The sequence below is a fragment of the Flagellimonas amphidinii genome, from assembly GCF_013090115.1.
GTDB lineage: Bacteria > Bacteroidota > Bacteroidia > Flavobacteriales > Flavobacteriaceae > Flagellimonas > Flagellimonas amphidinii.
In genome coordinates this window covers 1-20080 of sequence record NZ_JABFNN010000013.1, presented here as the reverse complement: position 1 = coordinate 20080, position 20080 = coordinate 1, and the positions used below count along the sequence as shown (strand labels likewise).

Sequence of the window (20080 nt, the reverse complement as noted above, 5' to 3'; positions counted from 1 at the left end):
GGCCACCATAGGGCCTATGGTCTTTGTAATGGTATCTTCAATAGGGCGGTATAGCCTTCCGCTTGCCACCCAATCGGTATAAAGAAGTTTTTGTTCGCCATGTTGCGTTACAAAAGTAGCTTCATTACCAATGATATTCTTTCTGAATGGCTCAAAATAGTGCTCCATTTTTTCTCCTTTTCGGTTTAATTAAAATAATACACTCTCGTAATGTCATTTATTTGATTCGAAATCTAAAAAAAACTTTTCCGACTTAAGGAATACCCGAAAGAAAACCTCGTGCACCTCAATTTAGAACTTTTTAAAATCGATCTATGTTTCGTTCAAAATTCTTCTGAGTTCGCCATACGCCTGCGACTTTAGCGTTTTAACCGTTTGCAATTTTATCTGCATTCGATCCGCAATTTCTTGATTTCGCAACCCATTAATCATATACACTATTACTTGCTTTTTACGCTCAGGCAACAAATGAACTGCCTTATGCAAGGTATATGACACCTCCAGATTATGCTTTAATTCGTCAAGATGGGTTGAGTTTTCTGCTTCTGCCAATAGTTTTTCGGAATGGTTTTTTTTAATTTTTTGGTGTTTTATATGGTTAAGACATTTGTTCTTTACCGCGGTATAAAGGAAAGAGCGAAGACCATTTTCATTATGAAATGAACCTTTATCTTTCCAAAGATTCAAAAACACCTCTTGCACCAAATCTTCACTATCATCAATAGAAACCATAAACCGCGTTGCAAATACAACCAAAAGTTTATAGTATTTATCAAAAATAGAACTAAGTACTATTTTATTATCGATAGAGATTTGACCGGTCAATTACTAAAGTAATTATGTGAATTTAGAAGACAAGTGAAAGAAAAGGGTTTCTTCTCTTAAAATACCTTTAGATTGGAAACCCTCTATTATACCCTAAATATTTACTCGGGTGACACCAATAATTGTCCATCAAAAGAGAATTCACCCTCAGCGTAAAATTCATAATCCACTGCTATCTCTCCAGAGATTTCATCATAGGTTCCTCCAAGAATTAAAAGTTCGAAGTTTTCTCCTTCAAAGCAGTTCCAAGTTTGTTGACCACCAGATACCGTACCTGATGTTGCTTCATCACTTGACGGGTTTAAAGTTATTTCAAATTCTGGCATATTTTCGCAACCATAACCAAGCACATCTCCTTTAATCAAAAGTTTTCCGCAACTGGCCACTCCTTCTGCCTGACTTGTACTGAACCCCACATCTTCAGCATTTAAATTTCCTGACCAAATGCTCGTGTCAACAGTAGATTCACAATTTGGCGTAATGATTAATTGCCCATCAAAAGAGAATTCTCCTTCAAAATAAAACTCATAACCTATCTGAATTACTCCTGTTGTTTCATTATAAGTTCCATCAAATGGAAAATCCAAGGCAAAATTCTCTCCCTCAAAGCATTCCCAAGATTGTTGGGTGCCATTGACAGTTCCTGTTGTAGCTCCTTCGCTATCAGGTGTAAACGTCAATACGATTTCTGGTACCAGTTCACATCCATAACCCAAAATATCCCCTTGAATTATTAGTTGATCGCAAGAAGGGGATGGCAATCCTACCGCTGGACTCGTACCGAATCCAACATCTTCAGAATTTAAATTGCCCGTCCAAGTAAATACATTGAATATTGGGCTTGGACATGCCGTGGTCGCCTCTTCTACGGTTATTGTAATATTCATGTTTTCAGCAACATTATCTTTTGAGACCGTTACCGTGCCTTGTACTTGGGTTTCTGCAATAAAGAGTGATTCATCGGCTACGGTTAGCACACCGGTAACTGCGTCTAAACGCATGGAATTCTCAGGGGTTTGCGAAGCGAACTCAAAACTAACAGTTCCCTTGTTTGAGGTACCTTGTACGATACCAAGAGTATCGCCTATAATAACTTCCCCTTCTTCAATTGTCAAGTTAAAATCGCTAGTTTGGACCACCAATGGTTTAGAGTCATTAACCAGTTCAAACTGGTCTTTATCGTCACAGCCCCAGTTCAATAGAAGGACTGCCATAAACAATACCTTTGTTATATATGTCTTATTTCTTTTCATAATGTTTTGTTTTAGTCCCTTGGGTTTTGTTCGATTTCCGGATTTAATAGAATATACTTCTGAGCAATCGGGTAAGCCCAGTTAAGGCTATTGGGTTCTAAAGTGTACGTAACACCATCGTATTCGTGTTCCAAAGTGATATTGTCGTTGTCAAAACGATTGTATCTCTTTAAATCGAACAGTCGTTCCGGTTGCCCCAATAGTTCGCGTCTGCGTTCAGCTTTAACAAAAGTCAAAAGCTCGTTTTGATTGGTAATGTTAACATTAGTATAGGTTCCTGTCTCATATCGCATTGAGCGTAAATTATTCAGTGTAGTGTTCGCCTCGGAAATATTGCCCAACCTTGCCTCGCACTCTGCCTTTATCAACAATAAATCCGGAGTATTGATCCCCACATGGATCATTCTACCGAATGATCGAGTATAGAAGGAATAATCCACTCTTTCTTCTATTTCATCTGTATCGATTAATATTTCCATGGATTCGAAAGAACGTGAACGCAAGTCTTCAGCTTCATACAAATCAGTGATAAGGCTATTTTCAACAATAATGGTAAAGTTACTCTCCGGACCAGCAGTTTCTTTATACCAAATTACTTCATCATCTTCACTGCCAAATGGGTAAAGTAAGCCTCCAAAAACATCATCGTCTACATCGATATCGGTATTCATATCCCTAATGGTATTATACAGTTCAAGTGCATCGTCGGCCTGTTCCAGAGCTTTGTCATATTCGGCCTGGTACAGGTAAACTTTTGCCAAAAGGCTCAATGCACCAGCCTTAGAAGGTCTAAAACGTAATCCTATGGTGTTGGCATTGGGTAAATAATCAATACTGGTGGTAATGTCTTCAATAATGTAGTCATAAACAGTTTTAACAGATGCCCGAGTCAAATCGACCCCCTCAAGTTCTACCCCTTCCCGAATCGGTACCCCCAAATCTGTATCAGCGGTGGTTGCATTATAATGAACACTATATAAATTCACCAAATTAAAATAGGCGAACGCCCTGTGTAATCTTGCCTCAGCTTTAAGTTCATTTTTTTCATTTTCTGAGGCATCTACATTATCCAAGCCTTGTAAAATGATGTTCGAAGTATAAATCTGGTTGTAGTAATTGCTCCAATCCGTATCTTCTTGGGTCACTAAATAAAACGCATCTTGAAAGGTATATGCTGCTAAAGAATTATTTTCAAAGCCCATGCTAATTGCAATATCCCTAGTAAAACTTATATCATCGTTTAAAAAGAACGATTCGTATTGCGACCCTACAAATCCATTACTCTTTTCATTTGTTTCCACTTGATCCAACATCAATCTGTAATCGTCTAATGTAGATGGAATTATAGTTCCTTTTTGTTGAAAATCGAGGTAATTTTCCCTTGTGCATCCGACCAGGGCCATTAATCCTATGGTTATTATTAAAATCTTGGTTTTCATATGAATGACTTAAATTTTTAAATACTTTGATACCCAACCCTTTTTGGTTGGTAAGAGTTGTTTTTGTTTTTTATCCTTGTTGCGAACATGCCTAAAATGATGTTCTAATACCCAAGGAACACATAGGGATCATTGGAATTAAAGTGTTATTGGGGTCAACATCCCATTTATTAAAATTCCATACCTTTAGGTTATTGCCTTGTAGTGAGATACTTAAATCATCTACCCCTAACCTTGATTTTAAATTCCTATCGAATTGGTAGCTCAAAATAATTTCTTGTAAGATGATGTTGGAAGCATCGTCTACAAACTTATCCGAGCTTAAATATTGAGAAGTACCATTACTGGTGTAATCATAGTAAGCTGGTGAGAACTTATCATTAAAAGTGGTAATCAATGCAGGAGTATCGGTAAAGTTCTCATCACCCGGTTTTTGCCATCGTTTATCAAAATCCTTAAATGTATTACTCCCATTAAAAGAACCAGGGTTATACACATCGGAAAATCGGAACACATGACCTGCCTGAAAAGAAAACAATGTTCGTAAGGCAAAGCCTTTATAAGCAAAGTTATTCATCCACGACCCGTAATAAGGAGCAATCAGTGTACCCTCGCTAATAAGGGCCTCTGAGCTTTCTACCGCAGTATTGTAATCCAAAATATTATTGTTCTCGTCGAAGAACTGTGCATAGCCTCTACTATCTAGACCTGCGTAATTATAGCTATGAATCGTTTGCAAAGGTTTGCCCAATATGGCAACCTGACCAAGAACAAGTCCTTCCAAATTGGTACCCGTATCATTATCAAGATCGGTTACCTTATTGCTGTTATAACTAAAATTAAATCTGGTCGAGTACTTAAAAGCATTATTCCTGAACAGGTTTACATTTAAGTCTACATCGACCCCTTCATTTTTAAGCGCCCCGATGTTCAATAACGATTCTGATACGCCAACGGTAGAATTCAACAACTGATCTACCAATAAATCTTCACTGTTTTTTCTATAGTATTCAATTGTGGAAGAAATGGTACCGTTGAACAAGCTAAAATCCAATCCTAAATTAATGGTTCTGGTCTTTTCCAGGCGTAATGTTGGGTTGGGCACTGTATTAACATAACCATAGGGGATATTCGAGAAATTCGGACTCGTAGAATTACCAAGTCCCAACTGAAGGAAAGGGCTGGTTTCCAAGTTCACATTACCATTGGTGCCATAAGTAGCCCTAATGCTTAATTTATCTATAGATTCCGAATTAAAAAAACCTTCATTGTGTATATTCCATTTTAAACCAGCCGAATATAGGGGCACGTTTCTATACTCATCTGATTGACCGAAGAGATTGGTATCATCCATTCGGGTACTTGCAGTAAGTGTATATTTATTGGCATAGGTATACGCTGCATTTGCAAAGTATGAAAGGAATCGATTTTCGACAAAGGCATATTCGGTTGGATCGGGTATTGGTTCTGTAAACCCTTGAAAATACAAGGGAAAATCAAATTGTGTAGAGAAATCTGGGTTGACATACGTCTGGGCCTGTTCGTTAAATCCATAACGTACGGCACCTCTTTGTTCGCTTATGGTCTTTCTTACCTCATACCCTGCCAACGCATTTATTTGATGAAGCCCATCATTATACGACCTGTCAAAATTCAGCTGCGTTCTAAAAGTGTGCGCGGTAAGATTTGTTTCCGAAAAATAGGCTGTACTTCCCTTTTTTATCGGTTCTTCCGTAATGGTCAAATTGGTTGGGTCATATACGGATGTGGTCCGGGCAAAATAATTGTATGCGGCCCGGGTCCAATAGCGGTTACGGTTCAGAATATTCTCCCCCCTTCCCCATGTAGACTCCAACTGATAAAGGCCTTCTAAACTCAAACCTTCCGTTATGTTGTATGTTAAGGCGGTTTGCAACCTTAAATCCACATCCTTATAGGTATTGTTATTGTTATCGAACTCTTGCATAATGTTATAGGTAAAGGGTTCAAACCCCTTTGCTTCAAGAAATTCAGAAGCTATGGTTCCAGATCCACCTATCATGGCATCATAACTTCTGTCTTCCTTCAATATATTTCCGCTAAATGGATAACCGGTTATAAAATCCTTCATTTCAATATGTCGTTGTCCCAATGCAGCATTTATTGAACTGCTCAAATCGATATCGACGGGAAGCAAATGGTCTTTACCGAAAGAAGCGTTCACATTGGTTCGTAAATGCAACTTTTTATGCAACTCGATATTGAGGTTTACGTTTGTTAATATCTGATTCGATTTTTCGGTAATATAATGCCCCTCATTTCTATTATAGAGAATGGAGGCCCTATAATCGTTCTTTTCGCCACCCCCGGAAATTACCATATTGTACTGTGTTCTTAATTGGGGCCTTAAAATCAATTGACTATATTCATCGCGCACATCAATGGATTTAAGAGCCTCGATTTTCGAATTTGCTTGAGCTTCGGTAATCTCTCCATTGCCATATGCCGATAATATCTTATTAATCGGGGTCAATTCTGCCATATTGGATCCATTAATGAATTCAGCGCCAGGCTGAAAGGCATCTGATGTAAAAGTCAAACCGTTGTCATTATACGCTTTTGCGTAATCGATTTGTGTGGAAGTAGAAGCTAAATTGTTCTTTTTCAAATTGGGTCGAGGGGAATAAAAGGAATTCACCGAAATATCTATACGCGGTTTGTTAGAGGTGTTCGCTTTTTTGGTAATCACTACAATTACCCCATTAGTGGCCCGAATACCCCATATAGATGCTGCTGCTGCATCTTTCAATACCGAAATACTGGCCACATCATTTGGATTAATAGTGTTTAAACCTCCTTGAATTGGAAAACCATCGACGACAATCAAAGGGTTTTTGTTTGAATTGATCGTACTCAAGCCCCTGATAATAATGGGATTTTCTTCATCGTTGGGATTAAACTGTACCCCAGTGACCTCACCCCTCAGTTTATCCAAAGCGTTGGGAGCTGCCTTTTTGTCCAACAGATTTTGGTTTAGGTTTCCAAAAGAACCGGTTGCCCTGTCTTTTGGGAGCTTTTGGTATCCTGTACTTACCAATTCGACTCCTTGAAGCTCCAATGAGGTAGGAATCATCTCGATTATATACTCAGGTTCCTCGCCCACTATCACTTCTAGTGTCAAAAAACCAATATAACTGAACACCAATGTATCTCCTTGAGCTGCATCTATTTCGAAGTTTCCATCAAAATCGGTCGTAACGCCCCGTTGAGTTCCTTTAACAAGAATGCTGACCCCGCCTAATGGAATTCCATTATTGTCGATAACAACTCCTGTAATTTGTTGTTGCACTTCATCTTGAACAATATCTTTCTTTTGCTCGTTATCTTTATTGGTTTCAATGTCTTTCTTCAACTTTAAGATAATCTGTTTGTCCAAAACCAAAAAGTCCACATTCGTGTCCTTGAACAAACCGTACAATATTCTTCCAATATGCTGCTTTTCGGCTATCACTGAAACCTTTCTCTCAAGATTTATATACTTGTTGTTATATAAAAAATTAAACCCGGAAAGTTCTTCAATTTTATTAAAGACACTGCCCAACGTTTGATTTTCCATGTCGAGACTCAAAACGGCCTTCTGGGAATATACTTCGGCATGCAATTGAAGCATTACCGCCAATAGAAGAGTATATGTAATTCTCATTTTCAGACTAGGTTTGAGCATATGGGATACATTCAATAATGCATCCGTGCACTTTTTTTTCATAATTTAGGTTGCTTTTTAAGGTTAATTATTACTTTACTTGGTATCGGGAGCATGTTGCCGCATGCTTCCGATTTTATTTTTCAATTATTATAATGTCTTCATTGGCGATGTAATTAAATCCGTAGCTTTTACTGAAATAGTTCATAATTTGGTCGATGCTTTCTTTATCGAAACGTGCCGTAAATCGCTCATTGCTTATATCGGGCAATGTGTTGATTATTTTGATATCGTGATGTCTTTCCAATATTTTCAATATTTCGTCGAACGATGTACTGGTGAACACAATCTCATCATCCATCCATGCGGTAAACCGTGATACGTCCACCACTCTTTTTTCCATAGTTTGGGACGCTTTGTCCCAAACCGTTTGATCATTGGGTTCGAGCAAAAATTCCCCATTGGAATTATTCACTTTTACCGAACCTTCACGTAAGGTGGTATACACTTGGTTATCTTCCCGATAGGCACTAACATTGAACTCGGTTCCTAAAACTTCTATATCAAGTTCTGCCGTATTGACGGTAAAGGGCCTTTTTGCATCTTTCGACACCTCAAAAAAAGCTTCCCCTTCTAACGAAACGGTGCGATTTTCTTTTCCGGCAAACGAAACCGGATATGTTAAACTACTGCCCGAATTGAGGTGTATTCGGGTGCCATCGGACAATAGTAACTGAAAATGCTTTCCGTATGGTACTTCCAAGGTATTGATCGCCATTGATTCCTTGGCGTTTTCATAACTGACCACACCGTTCTCAACAGTACCCACTACTTCTTGGTTTTTTTCGAGCAGACTATCTTTTATACTGTAAATAAGTTCTTTATGACTTCCGTCGCTAAAAACAATTCTTACCCTATTCTCATCAGCAGGGGCCACTTTTTCCGTACTGGACATCTTCCATATAAAAAATAATCCAAGGGGAATGGCCAAAACCGCCGCCCATTTATAAATGTGATTTATGGTTATCCTGTTTTCCTTCGGTAAACTGTCTATTTTGACAAAGGTCTTGTGAAGTGCACTATGGGTATCAAATTCCCGATTGGTGGATTTTAACAGATAATCTTCTTTGACCATCTCTTTGAAGACCTCTGCATTCCCTTCCTTTTTTAGAAGTTCCTCCAAAACATCCATCTCTTCTTCTGAAATGTTTTTTTTAAGATATTTATTTATTAAACCCAATAATTCAGGAATCGACATTACGCTATCATTATTTTTACGTAGGACGCATTGCTGTTAAAAAACCCTTACCCTATTGTTAATTTTTTTATATATTTAGCTGATTTTGTTGATTTTTTTTGAAAAAAGTCAATACAAATGATGCCTATGTACGAGAATGATGAAAAACTTATCAACGCGATTAAAAAAGGTGATAAAACTGCCTATGCCGTTTTGTACAGGGCTTATTACAATAAATTATGCACCTATATATATTCCCTTGACGAAGACGGAAAAAGGGCAGAGGACATCGTACAAGATGTGCTTTTGAAACTATGGGTGAATAGGGCCGATCTAAAAATATATAGTTCGTTGAATGCTTTTTTGTACAGAACGGCCCATAATGCCTATTTGGACTTTTACAGAAAAGATAAAAGAAGATACGCCTTACTACGGGAACTTCGAATAGAGGCTACCATTGAGTTTGAAGCTACTGATAATGAGGAAAAAGAAACGAAATTGTCTCGACTTCGTAACATAATAAATCAGTTGCCCCAAAAAAGAAAAGAGATTTTTATACTTAACAAGTTTCAGAATTTTAAGTACAAGGAAATCGCACAGATGCGAAATATCTCTGAAAGGACAGTGGAAAGCCAAATACGCAAGGCTATGAGCACAATACGCAAGGCGGTTTCAAAAAATAATTAAAAAAGTCAGTACCTCTATAATACCTTTTCAATTTTCAGTTGTTTTATCTAAAACAACAAAATTGAAACTAGGTGAATACACCCCGATCCAGTTTTTTTAAAAAATGGTTTCCTGAAAATGAGCCGACCAACAGGTTACTCGATAAGGAGTTGGACAACTTGGTCGAGCAATGGGAAAAAGATGGTTTGGTCAATGATTTGGTCGAATTTGAAAAACTAAATTCTTCCGAAGCGTTCCATAAACTTTCAAAAAAGATCGATTCACAACCGAGGGTGCTGCATCTAAATCAGGTCTTGAAATATGCAGCTATCTTTTTGCTCACCATTACGGGTGGCTATTTGCTCAATCTACTTTTGTTTCCTCAAGAAGAAATTAAGGTTCATAACGATAGGGTCGTACTTAGTATGGGCAATACCTCTTCGACCATTCTGACCTCAGAACCAAATATTATATATGATGAGGCCGGCAATGCCATTGCCAGAGGAAGTGTTGACAAACTCAACTATTTTCAAACAACAAATCCAAAAGAACACCAACACGGGTACCATACCCTAAAAGTACCTTTTGGTAAAACCTTCGTTTTAGAATTGTCAGATGGCACAAAAATCACCTGTGATTCAGGTACAACCCTCAAATATGGAATAAACCACAACGGCACAACCGAACGAAGTGTAACATTGGAAGGACAAGCCTATTTTGATGTTGCAAAAAACAACGGCACCCCTTTTATGGTAAGTACCAAGAATATGGATGTTGTTGTTTTGGGAACACAGTTTTCGGTAAGTACTTATATAGAAAACCCAACAAAAGCGGTATTGGCCGAGGGGGTAATCATGGCCTTATCCAAAAACAGAAACGACACCCTGATTTTAGCGCCCAACCAAATGGTTGCAATTGACGGAGCCGATGAAAAACTCCTAAAATCAAACGTTGATTTAGAGAAACATCTGGCATGGCTTTCCGGCAGACTCAATTTTACCAAGGTAGGGTTCAACACCATCATAAAAACCCTCGAACGAAAATATGGTGTTACCATCACCAATACCAATGAAAATTTAAGCAAACAGGTTTTCACTGCAAAATTTGAACATGAGACCATTTCGGAGGTCATGAACGCCTTTCAAGTCGAAGCAGGTTTTGAATATACCGTAAATGGCGAGGGAGCCATTACCATAAAATAAATTGAATTGAATTGAAATGAAACCAATGGCTCTAATCCAGCATACAATGAAAATACAAAGACATTCCCTTATACCCTTCATCCTACTTCTAGGGCTTTGGAACTCCGGTTTTGCCCAAATCCTAGATCCCGTAAAATGGAATACGGCAGTTGAAAAACTATCAGAAGACCAGTATGAGCTAAAAATAACAGCCAAAATAGACAGGGGTTGGCACTTGTATTCCCAAGATGTTCCCAAAGACGGACCAATAGCCACCTCCTTTGTTTTTGACGATGATGCCGCATACAAACTAGTAGAGCATGTTAAGGAAGAAAAGGGGAAGACGATCAACGACCCTATATTTAAAATGCGCATCAAATTTTTTGAAAAAAAGGCTGTTTTCACCCAAATTATTACAGCAACCGCCGCATTGGACAAGGTGACGGCCACCGTTGAATATATGGTCTGCGATGATACACGGTGCTTGCCGCCCACAGCCAAAGAATTGACTTTTGCCCTAACAAAAAAGTCAGTGGTAACCACCGAGGCACAAGACCAAGTAATCAGTGATATTGACAATGCATCCACTAACATTCAACTTTACGGTTTTTCCACCGAAGAACTTACCGCATACAATGCAAAGGCATCGAAAAACGTATTGAGCGGCCCTGTACAAAATGAAGAAAACAGTGGCTCCTTTTTAGGGATATTCGGTCTTGGTTTTTTAGGGGGATTGCTCGCACTTTTAACGCCATGCGTTTTTCCTATGATTCCGCTAACGGTAAGCTTCTTTACCAAACAGGGCGGCACTGATTCAAAGGGCGGGTTTTTTAAGGCCCTGTTGTATGGTTTTTTTATACTGCTGGTATACCTTATTCTAAGTGTACCGTTTCATTTATTGGATTCTGTTAATCCGGATATTTTAAACGAGATATCGACCAATGTTTGGTTAAACCTCATCTTTTTTATCATATTTCTATTCTTTGCTTTTTCCTTCTTCGGGTATTATGAGATTACGCTTCCATCGAGTTGGACATCAAAGACAACAAGCAATGAAAATATCGGAGGTTTTTTGGGCATCTTTTTTATGGCGTTGACCTTGGCCCTGGTTTCGTTTTCCTGTACCGGTCCCATTTTAGGGTCGCTATTGGCAGGGTCTTTGTCCTCTAGTGGAGGCGCTTGGCAGTTAACTGCCGGAATGGGCGGTTTTGGTCTGGCATTGGGTTTGCCCTTTGCCCTGTTTGCCATGTTCCCCAATATGATGAATGCACTGCCTAAATCCGGTGGATGGTTAAATACTACAAAGGTCATTCTCGGATTTTTGGAATTGGCATTGGCCTTTAAGTTTTTGTCAAATGCCGATTTGGTACAACATTGGGGAATCTTGAAAATAGAACCTTTCCTAATCATTTGGATTATTGTTTTTATTGGATTAGCACTCTACCTTCTGGGAAAAATCAGGTTCCCACATGATTCCCCTTTAAAAAAACTGGCACCCTTGAGAATTCTAGGCGGACTGGTAGTTGCGGCCTTTGTGGTCTACTTAGTAAGCGGATTCCGGATTAACCCGGATACAAAAATGTACAGACCTTTAAAACTCTTAAGCGGTCTGGCCCCACCAGTAGGGTACAGCTTTCTACATCCTAACAAATGCCCCAATAATCTAAGTTGTTACAAAGATTTGAAATCGGGTCTGGCGCAAGCCAAAAAGGAAGATAAACCCATTTTGTTAGACTTTACGGGCTATGCCTGTGTGAACTGTAGAAAAATGGAAGAACATGTTTGGTCAGAAAAAGAAATCGATAAACTCATAAGAAACGAGTATGTACTTATTTCTCTATATGTGGACGACAAAAAGGAATTGCCTAAAGATGAGCAGGTGCAAGTTAAATTGGCCAATGGCGGTACACGAACCCTTAAAAACTATGGGCATAAATGGGCACATTTTCAGACCCAGTTTTTTAACACCAATTCCCAACCTTACTATGTACTTCTTGATTCAGAGAGCCTACAGGTTTTAAACACCCCTGTTGGGTATACCCCAGAATCGGACACCTATGGTAATTGGTTGAAAGAAGCAATAAATGATAAATAATATACACGAACAACAAATGACAAGCAAAATGAAGAAAAAGTTTTTGGCTTTATGGGTATTGGTCTTAACCGCTACCTACCTATCCGCACAAAAGAAACATGAGTGGAAAACAGCAACAAAAAACGGGTACACCTACAACTATGTTACGAACGACCCTATAAAGACACGCTTTTATACCCTTAAAAATGGGTTGACCGTAATTCTGGCCGAAAACCATAAAAAGCCCAGAATATCCGTTAATATTCCAGTGCGTACCGGGAGTACCAACGACCCGAGAGCGCATACAGGTTTAGCACATTATTTAGAACACATGCTATTTAAAGGTACCCAGAACATTGGTAGTTATGATTGGGAAAAAGAAAAAGGGCTCATAGAAAAAATCAAGGATTTATATGAAGTATATAATTCGGAAACCGATGAAGCAAAACGCAAAGAAATATACAAACAAATAGATGCTGTTTCGGGAGAGGCTTCTAAATATTCCATTGCCAATGAATATGACAAATTGATGGCTTTTATTGGTTCACAGGGTACCAATGCCTGGACATGGATGGAACAAACTGTTTATACCGAAGAAATTCCAGCCAACACCCTTGATGTGTTTTTGGAAATACAAGCAGAGCGTTTTAAATCACCTGTATTACGTTTGTTCCATACCGAGTTGGAAACGGTGTACGAAGAAAAAAACAAATCGTTCCTTAATGATTTTTTTGCTGTAAACGAACCAGCTATGGATGCCTTGTTCCCCACGCACAACTATGGGCAACAAACCACAATTGGCACTATAGAACACCTCAGAAATCCATCCTTAAGAGCCATTGAAAAGTACTATAATGAAAACTACATTCCTAACAATATGGGTATCATTATGGTCGGTGATTTTAATGCAGATGAGGCCATTGTGAAAGTAGATAAGGCCTTTGCCTACATGCGACCAAAAACCAAAAATAAATACATTGGTCCAAAAGAAGCACCTATTAACGGTCCAATAGAGCGCGAAGTACTGACTCCAACGCCAGCACATGTTAATATATACTATAGAGCTACCGGTGCTTATACAAAAGAAGCGCAAATGGCCGATTTAGCAGCTTCAGTACTTTCAAACGGTTCGGCGGGTATTATTGATATTAATTTATTGATGGAACAGCAAGTACTCGATGCAAATGCTTATGTATCGCCTTATATAGATTATTCGGTATTTCAGATGACAGCATATCCGCAAGAAGGACAGACCCTAAATGAGGCCAAAGACCTGTTGCTACAACAAATAACGGCACTTAAAAATGGAGATTTTGACGCTTCATTGATTAAAGCCATTGTGGCCAATAAAAAATTACAACAAGAGAAAGCTCAAATCCATAAAGACGCCCAAATACAAACATTAACAGAAGCCTTTATAAAACATGAAGGCAAAAAATGGGATATGGATGTGGCCTTGTTGGATAAGATGGCCGCCGTGACCAAAGAAGAACTTGTGGCTTTTGCTAATAGGTTTTTTACCGACACCAATTATGTAGTGGTCTACAAACGGGAAGGTGAAGATGAAAACCGCCCCAAGGTTATAAAACCAGAGATAACACCCATTGAAATTAATGCAGACAAAACCTCTACCTATGTTGAAAACATCATGGCCAATAGTTTTGAAGATATGCAACCGGTTTGGGTAGATTACGATAAGGAAATCTCCAAAGAAAAATGTGGTATCGCAGATATGCTATATGTGCAAAACAAAGACAACAGTTTGTTTACATTGACCTATAATTTTCCGTTTGGCAAATGGACTGATAAAAAACTGGGTGTTGCCTCACAATACCTCGGTTTTTTGGGCACCCAAAAAATGCCCGCCGAAGCCATTACCCAACAATTTTACAAATTAGCTTGTCAATTTAATGTTAATGTAGATAACAAGGAAACGGTAATTACCATTTCAGGACTTCAAGAAAATTTTGATGAAGCCGTCACTCTCTTTGAGCATCTACTTACAGCATCTATGGCAGATGAAGATGTTCTTGAAGGTCTCAAGGAAATGATTCATACGCAACGGGAAGATGCAAAATTGAATAAGGACAACATTTCCTCAGGACTGATTTCACATGCTATCTACGGCGATAAAAATCCGTTTAATTATGAATTAAGTGATGAACAGATTGATGCCTTGACCAGTAAGGAACTGGTTGACATACTACATCAATTGCCTAATTATGAGCATAAAATCACATATTACGGTCCGGAAGATGTAAAATCAATCCAACAAAAAATAGAGCAATTGCACACATTGCCCAAAACATGGTTATCCGCAAAGCAACAGTTGGTTGATTTTAAACAAATACCAACCACTACGAACCAAATTCTTTTTGCAGATTACGAAGCTTTACAAGCAGATATTACTTGGGTGCGCAATGCCGATAAGTATAATATAGAAGACCAGGCCATTGCCAATTTAACCAACAACTATTTTGGTGCGGGTATGGGGGCCGTAGTCTTTAGGGTAATCCGTGAAGCTAAGGCTTTGGCCTATTCAGCATATAGCTTCGTACAGGCACCAAGTGAAAAGAACAAAAACAATATTACCATGTCTTACATAGGCACGCAGGCCGATAAAATTCATGAAGCCATAACCTCTATGAACGAGCTGTATGTTAACCTGCCTGAATCCCAAGAAGGCTTTGAAATTGTAAAAGAGGGAGCCAAAAATGATATTGAAACCGGCAGAATATTGCGTAGTAACTACATTACCAATTACTTGCAAAATCAAAAAATGGGCGTAACGGGTGATACCAGAAAAATCAACTACACCAATTATGATACCATTGATTTTAACGCCATGAAAGCATATCATCAAAAGCACTATGCCAATCAACCTTTTACTTATGTTATCGTAGGTTCTAAAAAGAAGATTGATTTGACATCTTTAAAACAGTATGGTACGGTAAAAGAATTGAGCTTGGAAGAAATTTTCGGGTATTAATCAGAAATACTAATCGTATGAAATATAAATTAACCAAAATAATGATGGCCAGCATGCTGGCCATCATTATTGCGTCTTGCAAAGCCGATAAAACAAAAAAAGAGCTAAGCAAAGAAGATAAAACAAAAAAAGAGCTAAGCAAAGAAGATAAAAAAACCTTTATCATTAATGGCTTACTAAAGAATATCGATACAACCACTTTAATCTTGGGGTATAATAGATCAGAAGGATATGCCTATGATACCATTTCTGTAGAGGGCGGTAAATTCACTATTGAAGGAGCAGTTGGTTATCCGCAACCAGCTGAAATTGATTTTGCCCATGATTATTGGGGAAATGGAAACTTTTTCCTAGAAAATAAGACAATTGAAATTGAAATGGATACATCTCTGCTTGAAGGATTATCCGTAAAAAATTCTTCCCTTTTGCAAAAGGAGTTTGCTGATTATTTCTACAAAACAGACCTTCAATTTAGAGATACATTAGTAAGTCTATTTCCTGCTGAAGCCATTGCTAAAACAGAAGCAGAGAAAAATAGCATCAACAAAAAGATAAATGCCATTCTCAAAAAGCAGGATAGCTTAACTTTTCTGCATATTATGGAACATCCAAATTCTTTTGTTTCGGCAGATGCACTTATGGGTAAACTATCTTATAACCCCGATGCTTTCAAATTGGATAGTTTGTATCGGTCAATGGGTAATACCATTAAATCATCACCTCTAGGCAAGCAGATTGAAGAAAAACTAGCCGTGGCAAAAAAATCTAGTATTGGTGCCCCAGCTATAGATTTAAAGATAACCGATACAAATGGCAACTTAAAAACACTATCAGATTTAAAAGGGCAGTACGTTTTTATTGATTTCTGGGCCAGTTGGTGCTACCCTTGCAGAAAAGAGAACCCATATGTTAAAAAAGCATATTTAAAATTCAGAGACAAAGGCTTTGAGGTTTACGCAGTTTCTTTAGATGTTGATAAAGCTTCTTGGTTGAAGGCCATAAAAGATGACGAATTACCATGGATTCATGTTTCTGACCTCAAAAAGAACAATAAAGCTGCCGAGCTTTATGGCATAAGTTCGATACCTATGAACTTTTTATTGGACAAGGATGGTACTATTATAGCAAAAGGTTTACGTGGCGAAGAACTTTTGAATAAAATGGAAGAACTTTTTTAAACAACTCCCTTTCACTAAATACGATTAAAAACAGTCAATTATGAAAAATCAATTATTAAAAACCTTATGGATTGGTGTGATTATTATCACACTAGGATCCTGCAAACATGAAATTAAAAAGGAAGATGCAATTACCAAGAAACCTTCCAATTCCTTTACTATTAAGGGTACGGTCAAAAATATGACCAACGGTCAATTATCCCTAAACTATCAGAAAGAAAATGGTTGGGGTAATGATTCCATTACTGTTTTAGATGGCAAATTCACCTTTAAAGGAGCTGTTGGTTATCCTAGTGTGGCTTTGATTGGTATAAAAGGAACAGATGGATATCCTGAACCTTTCTTTTTGGAAAATAACCAAATAACCATGAATATAGACACTAGTGCTCAGAACCCCATCACCATAAAAGGTTCACCATTACACGATGAATATGTCAATTTTAAAAACATCACAGCCAAACCTTTTGATGACAAGCTGATGGCTCTATACGAAAAGCTCGATACCGCTGAAAATCAAGATGAAGCTAAACTTATTGAGTTGGAAATCGATGAGCTCACAAACAAATCAATAGAACTTTCAGCGAAGTACATTAATGAAAATCCTGATTCCTTTGTAGCAGCTAGTGCCATTTTAGATGAGTATTCATACAATCCGGTAGTCAACGAGTTAGAACCTTTATACAACAATCTTAGTGACAATATCAAATCTTCTGTGACAGGTGCCAAAATCAAGGAGATTTTAGAAATTGCCAAAAAGACCAGTATAGGAAGCAAGGCAATGGATTTGACCGTAAATGATTTGGAAGGAAATCCGATTACCTTATCCGAATTGCAGGGTAAAGTAGTCTTTTTGGATTTTTGGGCCAGCTGGTGCGGCCCATGTAGAGCTGAAAACTCAACAGTAAAAAAGGCCTATGCCAAATACAAGGACAAAGGCTTCGAAATCTATGCTGTTTCACTAGACGTGAGCAAAGACGATTGGGCCAAAGCCATTGATGAGGATGGACTGCCCTGGATTCATGTTTCCGATTTAAAAAATGACAACGAGGCCGCCAAACTTTATGGGGTTTCTGCAATTCCCATGAACTATTTACTGGACAAGAATGGGGTGATAATAGCCAAAGCCCTTCGTGGCGAAGATTTACTGGAAAAACTGGAAGAAGTATTGTAATCCAACCACTCACGTTATAAAACAAGAACCCCAACATTGGTTGGGGTTCTTATTTACAATGAGATTGAATTTACGCCTTGCTTAATTCAACCGTAAAATGTCGCATAATAGGTGCTTCCTTTTCTATTATTAGGCCCGTTTTAATTTCGTGACGTTTGTCATATACATTTTTTATAGCCGTGGCAACAACATCCATATGGTTATTGGTATACGTTCTTCTTGGAATGGCAAGCCTTAAAAACTCTAACTTAGGATAACGGTTTTCTTTGGAAACAGGGTCTCTGTCCGCTAATATTGTACCTACCTCTACACCTCTGACCCCAGCTTCCAAATACAACAAACAACCCAATGTTTGTGCTTGGAATTCTTCTTTTGGAACATCATTCAAAATCTTTTTCGCATCCAAAAAGATAGCATGACCGCCTATTGGTTTTTGAAAAGGTATGCCATATGCTTCCAACTGATGCCCCAAATATTCCACCTGTTTTATTCTTGTTTCCAAATAATCGTACTCAGTACTTTCATATAAGCCCTGTGCCAAGGCATTCATATCTCTACCTGAAAGTCCACCATAGGTCAAAAAACCTTCGAACATAATATTAAAGGTAGATGCTTGTTGATAGATTTCTTCATTACGCATGGCTAAAAAACCGCCCATACTCACAATAGCATCCTTTTTGGCGCTCATGGTTGCCATGTCTGCATATGAATACATTTCTTTGACAATCTCTTTGATTGTAATGTTTTTGTATTTCGGGTCACGCTCCTTTATAAAATAGGCGTTTTCTGCAAAACGTGCCGAATCAAAACAAACAGGAATACCATACTTGTCCGCTATAGCTTTAACATCCTTCAGGTTCTGCATGGAAACAGGTTGCCCTCCAGATGTGTTACAAGTTATCGTGACAATAATCAGCGGGATTTTTTCCTTCGGATTCGTTTTTAAAACATGCTCCAGTTTTTTGATATCGACGTTGCCTTTGAACGGGTGCTCTTTTTCGGTGATAAAAGCATCATCTATGGTGCAATCTAAAGCTTTGGCCTTTCGGTATTCAATATGACCCTTTGTGGTATCAAAATGAGAGTTGCCAGGAACAACATCACCTTCTTTTACCAAAACGGAAAAAAGCACATTTTCTGCCGCACGACCTTGATGGGTAGGCAGCAAATAGTCAAAACCAAAAATAGTTTTAATGGCATTTTTTAAATTGTAAAACGACGCTGAACCAGCGTAACTTTCATCTCCCTTCATCATTTCACTCCACTGAATATCACTCATGGCGCCTGTGCCGGAGTCTGTTAGCAAATCAATAAAAACTTGATTACTTTTTAAGTTGAATAAATTATAATTGGCTTTTTTTAACCACTCCGTTCTTTCTTCACGAGTACTTTTATAGATGGACTCGACCATCTTTATTTTATATGATTCTGCAAATGGTAATTCCATAAAATCACTTTTTAAAAAATTAAGAAATGTTATCATATACTAATTGAACCAGTCCGCCAAAAAACAGAATAATACAACCGTTTAGGCACACCTTTCGGTCGACTTAAATTCAAGTTGATACATAATATGTGTTTGGGTACGGTAGGAAACCGTACGTAAATAGGAAAGTGGGTTTATAAAAACCTATCTCTGTCTTTAATATTTAAAAAAAGCGGTGCGTAAACCATATGGAACGAAAATATGAATTATTTGAATGCTAAACTACTTATGCTATATTCAAATTGATGATTCAACATTTTGTTCTAGTGTTGATTTTCTTCGTTTTCCAATTCAGGAATCATTTTAGCTGTTTCCCTCATTTTTCGATTTCTTTCCTGAGCTTTTGAAGCTTTTTTTCGTGTGAATCAAAATCATCTCTTTTATCCATTGTTGTGTGGTAGTTACTTCCCCCCGATGCAAATTCTAACAAAAGTTCTCATCAAATAAGTTACCTATTCGGTTACCAATTGAATCTAATAAATGTAACTATTTGATTTTTATAATAAAGGGTAGAGGTAGTGTATTCCTGCCACAACGTAATCTTTACAGTTATGATTATGTTTTCAATGTTTGACCCACACCTTTTACAAAGACATAGGGAGTCATTTTCGGTTCCCTTTTTCTTTTTTGAAGATTTCCATTCTTTCCCCAATAATGCTGCATTTTTCCCAAAACCCACCTTCCAAGGTTCTTAAAATCCTTGGTTTTCCCAACAGAACACGACAAGGCAATACCTTGGTATTGGTATTGGTATGGAGTTTTTCCCGCCCGCGCGGGAAAACGGAATAGCGAGAGGGTAGCACGGCAAGCCGGTGCTACGATAACATTTTTGCTCCGCAAAGCCCCATGAACAAAGGGCTCAAGGAGAAAATGAAAATTGGCGCGGAATCTGTCATTTA

The 20080-nt window shown here is 38.1% G+C and carries 13 protein-coding genes; 6 read left to right on the top strand and 7 right to left on the bottom strand.

What is annotated here, in order from left to right; translation table 11 throughout:
- Positions 1–312: 312 nt before the first annotated feature.
- The 5 genes from HJC33_RS00180 to HJC33_RS00160 all read right to left on the bottom strand — a co-directional run bounded on the left by HJC33_RS00180 (position 313) and on the right by HJC33_RS00160 (position 8457).
- Positions 313–825 (bottom strand): RNA polymerase sigma-70 factor, encoded by a 513-nt coding sequence (locus HJC33_RS00180; protein ID WP_171656774.1) that lies wholly within the window; start codon positions 823–825, stop codon positions 313–315.
- 101 nt (positions 826–926) lie between these two features.
- Entirely contained in the window at positions 927–2078 is a 1152-nt protein-coding gene (locus tag HJC33_RS00175; protein WP_171656773.1) for a hypothetical protein, read from the bottom strand.
- A gap of 11 nt (positions 2079–2089) precedes the next feature.
- A complete protein-coding gene (locus HJC33_RS00170) occupies positions 2090–3517 on the bottom strand; it encodes a RagB/SusD family nutrient uptake outer membrane protein (RefSeq protein ID WP_171656772.1) in 1428 nt (475 codons plus the stop codon).
- A 91-nt stretch (positions 3518–3608) separates the two neighbouring features.
- Complete coding sequence (locus HJC33_RS00165) at positions 3609–7262, bottom strand: SusC/RagA family TonB-linked outer membrane protein (protein ID WP_171656771.1); 3654 nt, start codon at positions 7260–7262, stop codon at positions 3609–3611.
- A gap of 73 nt (positions 7263–7335) precedes the next feature.
- Positions 7336–8457 (bottom strand): FecR family protein, encoded by a 1122-nt coding sequence (locus tag HJC33_RS00160; protein ID WP_171656770.1) that lies wholly within the window; start codon positions 8455–8457, stop codon positions 7336–7338.
- Positions 8458–8583: 126 nt separating this feature from the next.
- Between HJC33_RS00160 and HJC33_RS00155 the strand changes: the two genes are divergently transcribed.
- The 6 genes from HJC33_RS00155 to HJC33_RS00130 all read left to right on the top strand — a co-directional run bounded on the left by HJC33_RS00155 (position 8584) and on the right by HJC33_RS00130 (position 17695).
- Entirely contained in the window at positions 8584–9123 is a 540-nt protein-coding gene (locus HJC33_RS00155; protein ID WP_171656769.1) for an RNA polymerase sigma factor, read from the top strand.
- A gap of 71 nt (positions 9124–9194) precedes the next feature.
- A complete protein-coding gene (locus HJC33_RS00150; protein WP_171656768.1) occupies positions 9195–10304 on the top strand; it encodes a FecR family protein in 1110 nt (369 codons plus the stop codon).
- Between the two features lie 46 nt (positions 10305–10350).
- On the top strand, positions 10351–12378 hold the full coding sequence (locus tag HJC33_RS00145) for a protein-disulfide reductase DsbD family protein (protein WP_171656767.1): 2028 nt from the start codon (positions 10351–10353) through the stop codon (positions 12376–12378).
- Between the two features lie 28 nt (positions 12379–12406).
- The gene (locus HJC33_RS00140) at positions 12407–15346 is read left to right on the top strand and encodes a M16 family metallopeptidase (protein WP_171656766.1); all 2940 of its coding nucleotides are present in this window, start codon (positions 12407–12409) and stop codon (positions 15344–15346) included.
- 17 nt (positions 15347–15363) lie between these two features.
- A complete protein-coding gene (locus HJC33_RS00135) occupies positions 15364–16524 on the top strand; it encodes a TlpA disulfide reductase family protein (protein ID WP_171656765.1) in 1161 nt (386 codons plus the stop codon).
- A gap of 40 nt (positions 16525–16564) precedes the next feature.
- Entirely contained in the window at positions 16565–17695 is a 1131-nt protein-coding gene (locus HJC33_RS00130; protein WP_171656764.1) for a TlpA disulfide reductase family protein, read from the top strand.
- 70 nt (positions 17696–17765) lie between these two features.
- Here the strand turns inward: HJC33_RS00130 and HJC33_RS00125 are convergent, their stop codons facing one another.
- Together HJC33_RS00125 and HJC33_RS17215 are read right to left on the bottom strand one after the other, a co-directional pair.
- Positions 17766–19142, bottom strand: coding sequence for a tryptophanase (locus tag HJC33_RS00125; protein WP_171656763.1), 1377 nt, complete (start codon positions 19140–19142; stop codon positions 17766–17768).
- 594 nt (positions 19143–19736) lie between these two features.
- Positions 19737–20080, bottom strand: a 344-nt coding sequence (locus HJC33_RS17215) for a hypothetical protein (protein WP_216366620.1), incomplete at its 5' end; no start/stop codon positions are given.

What these genes read in the sequence shown, in the direction of transcription:
- HJC33_RS00175 (WP_171656773.1), bottom strand. Translation starts at nt 2,078, where the DNA reads ATGAAAAGAAATAAGACATATATAACAAAGGTATTGTTTATGGCAGTC.
- HJC33_RS00170 (WP_171656772.1), bottom strand. Translation starts at nt 3,517, where the DNA reads ATGAAAACCAAGATTTTAATAATAACCATAGGATTAATGGCCCTGGTC.
- HJC33_RS00165 (WP_171656771.1), bottom strand. Translation starts at nt 7,262, where the DNA reads ATGAAAAAAAAGTGCACGGATGCATTATTGAATGTATCCCATATGCTC.
- HJC33_RS00160 (WP_171656770.1), bottom strand. Translation starts at nt 8,457, where the DNA reads ATGTCGATTCCTGAATTATTGGGTTTAATAAATAAATATCTTAAAAAA.
- HJC33_RS00155 (WP_171656769.1), top strand. Translation starts at nt 8,584, where the DNA reads ATGTACGAGAATGATGAAAAACTTATCAACGCGATTAAAAAAGGTGAT.
- HJC33_RS00145 (WP_171656767.1), top strand. Translation starts at nt 10,351, where the DNA reads ATGAAAATACAAAGACATTCCCTTATACCCTTCATCCTACTTCTAGGG.
- HJC33_RS00140 (WP_171656766.1), top strand. Translation starts at nt 12,407, where the DNA reads ATGAAGAAAAAGTTTTTGGCTTTATGGGTATTGGTCTTAACCGCTACC.
- HJC33_RS00135 (WP_171656765.1), top strand. Translation starts at nt 15,364, where the DNA reads ATGAAATATAAATTAACCAAAATAATGATGGCCAGCATGCTGGCCATC.
- HJC33_RS00130 (WP_171656764.1), top strand. Translation starts at nt 16,565, where the DNA reads ATGAAAAATCAATTATTAAAAACCTTATGGATTGGTGTGATTATTATC.
- HJC33_RS00125 (WP_171656763.1), bottom strand. Translation starts at nt 19,142, where the DNA reads ATGGAATTACCATTTGCAGAATCATATAAAATAAAGATGGTCGAGTCC.